Genomic DNA, 10,744 nt, shown 5'->3' on the forward strand with positions numbered 1-10,744 from the left:
GCAGGGCGGTCAGCCCGGTTCGGGCGGTCGCGGCGGGCAGGGCGGTCAGCCCGGTCCGGGCGGTCGCGGCGGGCAGGGCGGCGGTCGAAGCGGGCAGGACGGCGAACGCGAGGGACCGGAGCGAGAGCTCCAGGGCGAAGGGCCAGAGGGCTTCTGAATGCTCCTTCGCGAGCGCGAGACCCCCGAGGGGCGGCTCGTCTCCGTCTGCGACGCCGACTGCCTCGGTGAGACGTACGAGGACGGTCCGGTGACGCTCACCGTGAGCGAGGAGTTCTACGGCGGCGACGGCGCCGTCGAGGCGACCGAAGCGGAGGTGATCGCCGGGCTCCGGCGCGCGCAGGTCGCGAACATCGTCGGCACCGAAGCGGTCGGCGTCGCCGTCGAGGCGGGCCTCGTCGACGAGGAGACGGTCCTGGAGTTCGAGGAGACGCGGCACGCGCAGCTGCTCTGGCTGTGAGGGCGGTGCGGCGTCCGCGGCCGTCTCGTCGGGATCCGAACCGGCTAAGGGCGCGCGCGACGAGGCGAATCCGATGAGACGACTCACGCGGAGCGAGTTGGCGTCGCGGGTGGGGCCGCGACCCCCTTCGGACGCCTTCTGGCGGCGCGCGATCGACCGGGGCGAGGCCGCGCTCGGCGTCGGCGCGGACGCCGTCGGGGGAGCGCGCGACAGAGACCCGGAGCCGACCGAACCGCTCGACACGGGCGATATCGTCGACGTCGACGACCACGCCTTCGTCGTCGTCGGAGCCGAACGGACCGAGGCCGGCGGTCGGATCTACCGGATCGAACTGGTCACCGATCCCGGCGCGGAGTGAGACGGGAGGGACTGGGGCCGGCGTGGGGGCCGAGACCCCGATCAGAGCCCGGCGACGTCCTCGATGGCGTCGGTGAGCTCCGTCACGCTCTCGACGGTGTGCTCGCCCATGTGGCCGATCCGGAACGTCTCCTCGCCGAGGTCGCCGTACCCGTTCGAGAATGCCATGTCGTACCTCTCGTTCACTGCTTCGATGGTCGCGGCCACGTCGATCCCCCGCGTGTTCTCGATGCAGGCGACCGTCTGCGACTCGTACCCTTCCTCGGGGAACATCGCGAAGTGCTCGGCGGCCCAGTCGTGGACGTACTCGGTCATCTCGCGGTGGCGCTCGTCGCGGGCGCGGTGGCCCTCCTCGAGCATGCGCTTCATCTGCTTGCGGTACGCCAACATGATCGGGATCGCGGGCGTCGAGTGGGTCTGGCCCTTCCGGTCGTAGTAGTCGATGGTGCGGCGGAACCCGCCGTACCACGAGGAGTCGCCCTTCTCGACCTCGCGGTCGTAGGCGTCGTCGCTGACGACGCAGACCGCCAGGCCCGGCGGCATCGCGAACGCCTTCTGCGTGGACGCGAAGATCGCGTCGATACCGTGCGCGTCGATGTCGACGTAGTCGCCGCCGAGCGAGGAGACGGCGTCGACGGCGAAGTAGGTGTCCGGGTACTCGGTGAGCACGTCGCCGATCTCCTCGATCGGATTGCGGACGCCGGTCGAGGACTCGTTCATCACGCCCGCGACCATGTCGTACTGGACATCGGCGGTCTCGATCGCCTCGCGGACGTCCTCGGGCTTGACCGCCTCGCCCCATTCGTACTCCAGTCGGTCGACGTCCTTCCCGAGTCGCTCGGCGACGTTGGCGTAGCGCTCGCTGAACGCGCCGCAGGTCGGCACGAGGACGTGCTCGTCGACGAGGTTGAGCGTCGTCGCCTCCCAGAACGCCGTGCCGGAGCCGGTGAGGATGACGACCTCGTTGTCGGTGCCGAGGAACTCCTTCGTGTCCTCCACGATGGTGGTGTACAGGTCGGTCATCCGGTCCATCCGGTGGCCGAACGTCGACTCGGTCATCGCCTCGATCACGTCGTCGCGGACCTCGGTCGGGCCGGGGATGTACAGCGTCTTGTCGTCGTAGTCGTCGCGGTATTCGCGTTTCTTCGTCACGGGATCCACCTGTTGGATCGTACCGCGTCGCGAGACGGTATGGTCCTTGTGATACGCTCAAAAACGAGACCGGCGGCGTTGCCCGGATCAATCGGGTTTATACGAACGGAGAAACGAAAGAACGTATGATACACGCCCGGAGAGTTACAACCGCCCGAGGTGGGCCGCCGTGAGCGGCGACGAGGAACTCGCGAAGGACCTCGGCCCGCTCGCGGCGCTCACGATCGGGATCGGGACGATGATCGGCGCCGGCATCTTCGTCCTCCCCGGCACCGCGGTCGCCCGCGCCGGGCCGCTCGCGGCGTTCACCTTCGTCCTCGGCGGCGTGATCGCCCTGTTCACCGCGCTGTCGGCCTCCGAACTCGGGACCGCGATGCCGAAGTCCGGCGGGGCGTACTTCTACGTCAACCGCGCGCTCGGCCCGATGTTCGGCTCCGTCGCGGGCTGGGCGAACTGGCTCGGGCTCGCGTTCGCCTCCGCCTTCTACATGTACGGCTTCGGCGAGTACGTCAACGCGCTCGTCGGGCTCGAACCGGTCGGACTCGGGATAGTGACGCTGGAGGCGGCACAGGTGATCGGCCTCGCCGGCGCGCTGCTCTTCATCGCGGTCAACTACTTCGGCGCGAAGGAGACGGGCGGGCTTCAGATCGTCATCGTGATGTCGCTTCTGGGTATCCTCGCCGTCTTCACCGTCGTCGGCCTGCTGAACGCCGAGATGTCGTCGCTGCGTCCCCTCGCGCCGCCGGGCACGACGAGCCAGGTGTTACCGGTGACCGGGATCATCTTCGTCTCGTACCTGGGATTCGTCCAGATCACCTCCGTCGCCGAGGAGATCAAGAACCCCGGGCGGAACCTCCCGCTCGCGGTCCTCGGCTCGGTCGTCATCGTCACGGTCGTCTACGCGCTGTTCCTGCTCGTGCTGCTCGCGGCGGTGCCGAACGAACTCGTCGCGAACAACGAGACTGCGGTCGTCGACGCCGCCCGCCTCCTGTTCGGTCGGTACGAGGTGTTCGGCTTCTCGCTGGGCGCCGTCGGCGCCGGCATGCTGCTGATCGGCGGGCTGCTCGCGACCGCCTCCTCCGCGAACGCCTCGATCCTCTCGTCGTCGCGGATCAACTTCGCGATGGGCCGCGAGAAGATCGTCACCCCGTCGCTCAACCAGATCCACGAGCGGTTCGGCACGCCGTACAAGTCGATCGCGCTCACCGGCGCGCTCATCGTCGTGTTCCTCCTCGCCGGGAGCGTCGAGTCGCTGTCGACGATGGGGTCGGTGTTACACCTGGTGGTGTACGGCCTCCTCAACCTCGCGCTCATCGTGATGCGCGAGTCGGCGGTCGAGGGGTACGACCCGGACTTCGAGGTGCCGTTCTACCCGGCCGTTCCGATAATCGGGACGATATCGTCGTTCGCGCTGATCTACTACATCGACCCGACGATCATCCTGCTGTCCGCCGGGCTCGTCGTCTTCGCGCTGCTCTGGTACCTGCTGTACGCCCGCGGGAAGGTCGAGGCGCGCGGCGTGCTCGGGACGTGGATCCTCGACCGGTCCGACGAGCTGCCGAAGGCGGCCGTGTCGGCGGCCACGTCGGTCCAGCCGAGCGGCGACGACTACCGGGTGATGGTGCCGCTCGCGAACCCCAAGACCGAAGAGCACCTGATCACCCTCGCGTCCGCAATCGCCAAGCAGCGGAACGGGACGGTCGTCGCGGTCAACATCGCGAACGTCCCCGACCAGACCTCGCTGGAGGCCGCGCGCGACCGCGGCGCCCACGAGGCGGCCCACGGCCTCCTCGACCAGGCTCGCGAGGACGCGGAGACGTTCGGCGTCGACGTGGAGACCCACGTCGTGCTCTCGCACCGCGTGTTCGAGGAGGTGTTCGACGCCGCGCGCACCTACGGCGCCGACATGACCGTGATGGGCTGGGGCGAGGACTCCCACGGGGCGCCGGGGCGCGCTGAGTCCGCCGTCGACGAGCTGGCGTACTCGCTCCCCTCGGACTTCCTCGTGTTCCGCGACCGCGGGTTCGACGCCTCGCGCATCCTCGTGCCGACCGCCGGCGGCCCGGCCTCGGACCTCTCGGGCGCCGTCGCGAAGATGCTCCAGGTCGAGTTCGGCGGCGAGGTCACGCTGCTCCACGTCACCGAGGCCGGCGAGGAGGAGGCGGGCCGGACGTTCCTCTCCGAGTGGGCCGACGCGCACGACCTCTCGGACGCGGCGCTGCGGATCGAGACGGGCGACGTCGAGACCAGCATCGAGCGCGCCGCCCGCGACGCGTCGATGCTCATCATCGGCGCGACCCAGAAGGGGCTGCTCTCGCGGCTGGTCCGCGGATCGCTCGTCTTGGACGTGCTCGGCGAGGTGGAGTGCTCCGTGCTGCTCGCGGAGCCGAAGAGCGACCGCGGCATCCTCGCCCGGCTGTTCGGCAGCGGCGCGCGGTCGAACGACGTCACCGACGCGACGGAGACGGCCGCCGACACCGGCGTCGAGCCGGAGCCGTCGACGCCCGAGATCGACGGGGGATCGGACGCGGGCGAGGAGTCGCAGGCGGACTGACGCGACGCGTTTCCTCCTCGGTCGCCGCGGGCGCGGACTCGAAGTCGAGCCGTGTCAGCCCCAGTGCCAGAAGTGGTTGCCGTCCGTTTCGACCGGGTCGGTGCGCTCGCGGAGGTCGGCGACGTCCTCGGCGGTCGGCTCGTGGTCGTCGGGGAGCCGCTCCATGCACTCGAAACAGAGGAAGAACTCCGAGTCGTCGGTGAGTTCGAGCGTGAGTCCCTGCGTCGACTCGAACGCGAAGTTCCACAGATCGCCGATCCCGCCGGCGATCCGCACGGACCGCTCGCAGACGTCGCACGCCTCGGAGGCCATATGTGAACACAACGAGGTCCGCGGGGTAAGGCGTGTCGCCTCGATACGTTTACTGGTACGTCCGTCGTCCCTCGGTGAACGCCGCCAAAGTCCCAATCGTTCGCTTATAAATGACTGTCTATAGATCGACGGACGATACCTCCAAAGCCCCAGCCGGCGAGGCGGGCGCACGCTCGCTGTGCGCCTCACTCGGTCGCTATCGCTCCCTCGTTCGGTGCTTACGTCGCCTGCGCCCGCCTCGCCGGCTGCCCCTTTGAGTCCCGCCCGACTGCGACCGCACGGCAACCTCACGCCTCCCCAGCCTCGCCGCTCGCTCGGGGCTCCCTTCGGTCGCCCGCGTCGCTCGCGGCGTCCCTCGCGCGGTGCTGCTCGGCCGCAAAGCGGCCTCGCAGGCACGCGCCACCGCACTCCATTTATAAGCGTTCGTCGTTCACCGATTCTTGACTTCGATCACATGCGCGTCTTCGGGGTCGAACCCGACCGCGACCGCGCCGTCGATCGGGTCGACGACGCGGACGACGAGGTCGCGGTTCTCCCAGTCCAACGTGACCCGCGTCGTCTCGCCGAGGAACTCCGCGCTGGCGACGGTCGCGCTCAGCGCGTTCTCGCCCGCGGGAGCCGCGTCGTCTCCGGAATTTCCGTTCGCGCCCGCGACGCGGAGGTTCTCCGGCCGGACACAGAAGGAGATCCGGTCGCCGACACTCGGCGAGTCGACGTCGCGCCCGTCGCCGACCCCGACGCGCAGGGTGGCGTCCCCGCCGTCGACGTCGACCGCGAGTTCTCCCGCGGCGGGCGCGTCGATCACCTCCCCGGCGAACACGTTGTTGTCGCCGACGAACGCCGCGACGAACCGCGTGGCGGGCTCGCGGTAGACGGTCCGCGGGGCCGCGACCTGCTCGGGCGTTCCGTCGTTCATCACCGCGACGCGGTCGGAGACGGCCAGCGCCTCCTCCTGGTCGTGGGTGACGTATATCGTGGTGATTCCCAGTTCGGACTGGATCTCCTTCACCTGCGCGCGAAGCCGCTCGCGGAGCCGCGCGTCGAGCGCGCTCATCGGCTCGTCCAAGAGGAGCACGTCGGGGCCGGGCGCGAGCGCCCGCGCCATCGCGATCCGCTGCTGTTGCCCGCCAGAGAGGCTCTCGGGTTCGCGGTCGGCGGCGTCGGGGAGGTCGACCAGTTCGAGCAGCTCCGCGACGCGCTCGTCGCGGGTCATTCCCCCGGGCGGCTCGGCGAAGTTGAGCCCGTACGCGACGTTCTCCCCGACGGTCATGTGCGGGAACAGCGCGTAGCTCTGGAACACGACGCCGACGTCGCGGTCCTCGGGCGGGACGCCCGCCATCGACTCCCCGCCGAACCGAACCGTCCCGCGCGTCGGCTCTTCGAACCCCGCGATCAGCCGGAGCGTGGTCGTCTTCCCGCAGCCGGAGGGGCCGACGAGCGTGAAGAACTCCCCTTCGCGCACCCGGAGGCTCACGTCGTCGACGGCGGCCGTCTCGCCGTAGCGCTTCGTCACGCCGTCGAGTTCGACGGTGACGGGGATGTCTCCCGCGACTTCCGTGCCGCGTTCAGAGCCCACGGTGGTCACCTCCGAGCCGCTCGATGACGACGAAGCTGAGCCCGGTGACGACGAGCAGGACGACGCCCATGGCGGTCGCCGGTCCGAGCCGCCGCCCGATGAACCGTTCGATCGCGACGGGCATCGTGTACGCGTCGGCGCCGGTCGCCAGCACGACGGTCGAGGTGAACTCGCCGATCGAGATCGCGAACGCGAACGCCGCGCCCGCGACGACCGCGGGCCAGACCAAGGGGAGCTCCACGTCGCGGATCACCCGCGCCCGCGAGGCGCCGAGCGCCCGCGCGGACTCGACGAGCGACCGGTCCAGTCCGGAGAGCCCGGGCGAGACGGTGCGCACGACGAACGGGTAGCCCGAGACCGCGTGCGCGACGACGATGGCGACCGCGCCGTTCGCGGCGATCCGCCAGCCGGCGACCTCGACGCCGAACACGAGCCCCCGCAGCAGTCCGAGGCCGACGATGATCCCCGACACCGCCAGCGGCGCCATCGCGGCCGCGTCGACCAGGGTTCGCCCCCGATATCGGCGCGTGGTCAACACCGCGACGACGACGCCCATCGGCAGCGCGAGCAGGGTCGCGGCCGCCGCGAACGCGAGCGAGTTCCGGATCGCGGGCCACGGCCGCACCTGAAACGCCGCCCCCGTCTGCTGGCGCTCGATCAGGAACCGGTAATGGTCGAGCGTGAGCGCGCCGTCCCCGCCCGTCACCGACGCGAGGATCATCGACGCGATCGGCGCGACGAAGATCACCCCGGCGACGGCGACGTAGGCGGCCAGGCCCGCCCGCGGCAGCAGCTCGCGGAGGGTGGGGGCCGGCGGGATCAGCGAGCGCCGCGGCAGCGGTCGCGCGCCGCGCGTGTTCGTCGAGCTGCGGGCCTCGTACCGGAGGTACGCGAGCAGGACGGAAAGCGAGATCACGAGTTCGACGATCGCCAGCGCGGCGGCCTCGGCGTAGCTCAGGTCGCGCACCAAGCGATAGACGAACACCTCGACCGTCGCCAGCTCGAACCCGCCGAGCGCGAGGACGATCGGGAAGGTGCCGAAGGTGAACACGAAGGTGAGCGCCGCGCCCGTGAGGACGGCGGGGTACACCTGCGGCGCGACCACGTCGACGAACGCCCGGACCGGACCGGCGCCGAGGCTCCGGGCGGTCTCGACCGCGCTCGCGTCCACCGACTCCCACGCGGCGGTCGTCACGCGCGCCACGAGCGGCGCGTTGTAGAACGCGTGAGCGATCACGACCGCTTCGAGGGTGAACAGCAGGTCGACCGGCGGGAGCCCGAGCGCGGTCAGGGCGGCGTTCAGGGTACCGTTCTCACCGAACGTGGCGACGAACCCGACCGCGACCATGATCGACGGGAGGACGAACGGGACGATGGTGAGCGAGCGCAGCGTCCGCCGGCCGGGGAACTCGAAGCGCGCGAGCAGGTAGGCGGCCGGGAGCCCGAGGGCGACGCTCGCGACCGTCGAGAGGGCCGCCTGGTACGCGGTGAAGCCGACGATCCCCAGCCGGCGGTCCGGAGAGAGCAGCGAGCGCGCGACCGCGGCCGGGGACTCGCCCGACAGCAGCCGCGCGAGTTCGCCGAAGTAGAACGGGTCGGTGAGGACGTCCGCGAAGACGCGGAGGGTGACGGCGCCGTCGACGACGACCGCCTCGACCAGGACGGTCGCGGTCGGATAGTAGAAGGCGACGACGAGCGCGGCGCTGGTGAGGAGCGCGAGCGCGGTCAGCGCGTGCGACTCGACGCCCTCCCGGAGGCGGGTCAGCCGGTCCGCACGCCCGCCGTCCTCGGTCGCCCGGTCGTCGTCACCGGTCGCACGCCCGCCGTCGACTCCAGTCACGCGCTCGCACCCACGTCGGCCACGGGGTTAGTTCCCAGCGAACTGTCGCTCCCAGGCCTCGACCCACGCGTCGACGGCGCCCTGGAGCTCGTCGTAGGTGAACGTCACCGGGTCGGCCGGCTCCTTCGCCAGCTCGGCGTAGTCGCTCGGCAGCTCGGCGCCGTTCGTCGCCGGGAACGCGACGTTGCGCTGGGCGATCTGGCCCTGAACCGCCGGCTCCAGCATGAACGACATGAACTCCCGGGCGAGGTCGGGTTCGTCCGCCTCGGCGAAGACCGCCATCCCCTCGGGGTTCGCGTACGCCTGGTCGTTCAGGAAGCGGATCTGGTGTTTGTCGAGGTCCTGCCCCTCCATGTCGGCGAACACCTGGTCGGTGGAGTAGGAGACGACCATCGGCGCCTCTCCCTCGCTCCACGCCGCGTACGCGTCGTCCCACGAGCCGAGGACGCGCACCTCGTTCTCCTGGAGGTCCGCCCAGTAGTCGAGGTAGTCGTAGTCGGGGTCGCCGTCCTCGCCCGCGATCGCCTCGCCGTCGCCGTCGCTCGCGACGCCGCCGTCGCCGAAGCGGTTGACCGTGTGGAGGAGGAACGCGCGCCCGGTCGAGGAGGCGCCGGGGTTCTGCGCGATGAGCGCGCCCCTGTGCTCCTCGTCGAGCAGCCCCTCGAACGTCTCCGGGGCCTCCGTCGCGGTGCCGTCGTACACGAGGCTGATGTACCCGGTGTCGTACGGGACCGCGCGGTCGAACGGGTCGAACCGGAGCCCCTCCTTCACCGCGTCGCGCCCGTCGACGTCGCCCGCCTCGACGAAGAGGTCGCCGTCGAGCTCGTCGTCGACGCGCACGAGGTCCTCCGTGGTGAGCCCCACGTAGAGGTCGGCGTCGATCGACGCGCCGGACGCGGCGCGCTCGATGTAGTAGTTCACCTCGTTGCTCGGGGTCGCCCACTCCAGCTCGGCGTCGACGCGGCTCTCGAACTCCTCTTTGAGCCACTCGCCGGGGCTCACCGAGGGCGCGTCGATGAAGCTCGTGTAGGTCGCGACCGTCAGCGTCGGGGTCTCCTCGTCGCCGTCGTCTCCCTCCCCGTCGTCGGTGTCGTTTCCGTCGGCCGCCCCGTCCCCGTCGCTCTCGGAGCCGTCGCTCCCGGAACCGTCGCCCCCGTCGTCGACGCGCTCGGCGCTGCAGCCGGCGAGCGCGGCGGCGCCGGCCGCCCCGGCCGCCGTCAGGAAGCGTCGTCGGGTGCGTGGCCGGGCGCGTCGCCGCCGCGTCTCGCTCTTGTCGGTAGTCATCACTCGGTTGTTGTACTCGGTGGTTACATAAGGGATCCGTCCGCGTCCCGAGACCGGTTCCGAGCGGCGGTCCGACTCGGCGCGGCCGCGGTCCGAAATCGCTGTTTCGACCGGACGGACCGCTCGGACCGGCGACATCCATTTACTTCGCGGCGACCACCTCGACCTATGGACGAGAACCTCGGTGCGCGGTCGACGCGGACCACGCGGCGGCGACTGCTCGCCGGCGGCGCGGCGGTCGGGGTCGCCGGACTCGCCGGCTGTCTCGGCGGCCGCGACGGACCGGTGCCGGCCCCCGAGGTGACCAGCGACCGGATCGACGACTGGCGCCAGACAGACGAGTCCGAGAGCACGGTGTTCGAGCAGTCGTACGGACCGGTCACCGTTCGGGCGCGCGAACACACGCGGATCTTCGAGTACGCGCCCGTCGCGGACGCGCTCGCCGAAACGGTCGACGCGTCGGGGTCGCCCGTCGTCTTCTTCGCGACGCGGATCGACCTCCGGCCAGCCATCGATCAGCTCCCGGCCGGCGTCGGCAGGGAGCGGGTGATGAGCCGGGTGGAGACGGCCGCGACGGGCGCCTTCCGCGCGCAGCTCCGGACCGCCGGCATCGAGAGCGTCGCGGTCGTCGACGAGGGGATCACCACCGTCCGGTCCGGCCACACCGCGACCGCGTGGCGGCTGACGGGAGAGTACGCGCTCGACGGCGGGATCCCGCTTCCGACCGGGTCGACCGCCGAGGTGGGGCAGCCCGTCGAGATCGGGGCTCGACTCGGCGTCTGGCACGGCGGGACCGACGTCATCGTCGCCGGCGGCGCGTACCCGACCGAGCCGCTCCTCGAGGTCTTCGACGCGGCGCTGCCCGACTCGGTCGACGCGGAGAGTGCGGTGACGCAGATCGCCGACGCCGAGACCGCCGAGGCGCTCGCGACCGACCCCGCCGCATTCGACGAGGACGTCTCGCAGCTGCTCATCTCGGTGGAGTGAGGGGATCGGAGGCTCCGGAATCACCGAGTTCCGTCGAAACTCTATCATTTATTATAAATGGGGTGCGGTGGCGCGTGCCTCCGAGTGGCCGCCCTCGGCGGCCGCGAGGAGCACGCGCGAGGGAGTCGGCCGACCGGAGGGAGGCCGACGAGGCTGGGGAGGCGTGAGGCTGCGGTCCCGCGAGCGACCGGAGGGAGCGAGCGGGAGTACGGAAGTCGCAGCCCG

The 10,744-nt window shown here is 70.8% G+C and carries 9 protein-coding genes; 4 read left to right on the forward strand and 5 right to left on the reverse strand.

What is annotated here, in order from left to right:
• Window positions 1–157 precede the first annotated feature (157 nt).
• Together EXE42_RS10150 and EXE42_RS10155 are read left to right on the forward strand one after the other, a co-directional pair.
• On the forward strand, window positions 158–457 hold the full coding sequence (locus EXE42_RS10150) for a DUF424 domain-containing protein (protein ID WP_092919396.1): 300 nt from the start codon (window positions 158–160) through the stop codon (window positions 455–457).
• A 73-nt stretch (window positions 458–530) separates the two neighbouring features.
• Complete coding sequence (locus EXE42_RS10155; RefSeq protein ID WP_137706443.1) at window positions 531–815, forward strand: hypothetical protein; 285 nt, start codon at window positions 531–533, stop codon at window positions 813–815.
• Between the two features lie 41 nt (window positions 816–856).
• Here EXE42_RS10155 and EXE42_RS10160 read toward each other — a convergent pair whose 3' ends face one another.
• A complete protein-coding gene (locus tag EXE42_RS10160) occupies window positions 857–1,966 on the reverse strand; it encodes an alanine--glyoxylate aminotransferase family protein (RefSeq protein WP_137694221.1) in 1,110 nt (369 codons plus the stop codon).
• A 169-nt stretch (window positions 1,967–2,135) separates the two neighbouring features.
• Here EXE42_RS10160 and EXE42_RS10165 point away from each other — a divergent pair, with 169 nt between their 5' ends.
• Complete coding sequence (locus EXE42_RS10165; protein WP_137694220.1) at window positions 2,136–4,520, forward strand: amino acid permease; 2,385 nt, start codon at window positions 2,136–2,138, stop codon at window positions 4,518–4,520.
• Window positions 4,521–4,574: 54 nt separating this feature from the next.
• Here EXE42_RS10165 and EXE42_RS10170 read toward each other — a convergent pair whose 3' ends face one another.
• The 4 genes from EXE42_RS10170 to EXE42_RS10185 form a co-directional block, all read right to left on the reverse strand.
• A complete protein-coding gene (locus EXE42_RS10170; protein ID WP_092919402.1) occupies window positions 4,575–4,832 on the reverse strand; it encodes a hypothetical protein in 258 nt (85 codons plus the stop codon).
• A gap of 430 nt (window positions 4,833–5,262) precedes the next feature.
• Window positions 5,263–6,408: an ABC transporter ATP-binding protein gene (locus tag EXE42_RS10175; protein ID WP_137706444.1), complete on the reverse strand. Its 1,146-nt coding sequence runs from the start codon at window positions 6,406–6,408 to the stop codon at window positions 5,263–5,265.
• A complete protein-coding gene (locus tag EXE42_RS10180) occupies window positions 6,398–8,248 on the reverse strand; it encodes an iron ABC transporter permease (protein WP_092919406.1) in 1,851 nt (616 codons plus the stop codon). Before EXE42_RS10180 ends, EXE42_RS10175 begins: the two co-directional genes overlap by 11 nt.
• A gap of 27 nt (window positions 8,249–8,275) precedes the next feature.
• Complete coding sequence (locus EXE42_RS10185; RefSeq protein ID WP_137694218.1) at window positions 8,276–9,532, reverse strand: thiamine ABC transporter substrate binding subunit; 1,257 nt, start codon at window positions 9,530–9,532, stop codon at window positions 8,276–8,278.
• 168 nt (window positions 9,533–9,700) lie between these two features.
• Between EXE42_RS10185 and EXE42_RS10190 the strand changes: the two genes are divergently transcribed.
• Entirely contained in the window at window positions 9,701–10,519 is an 819-nt protein-coding gene (locus tag EXE42_RS10190; RefSeq protein ID WP_137706445.1) for a hypothetical protein, read from the forward strand.
• Window positions 10,520–10,744 lie beyond the last annotated feature (225 nt).

It is taken from the genome of Halorubrum sp. SP3 (assembly GCF_005435195.1).
In the GTDB taxonomy this organism is placed as follows: Archaea; Halobacteriota; Halobacteria; order Halobacteriales; family Haloferacaceae; genus Halorubrum; species Halorubrum sodomense.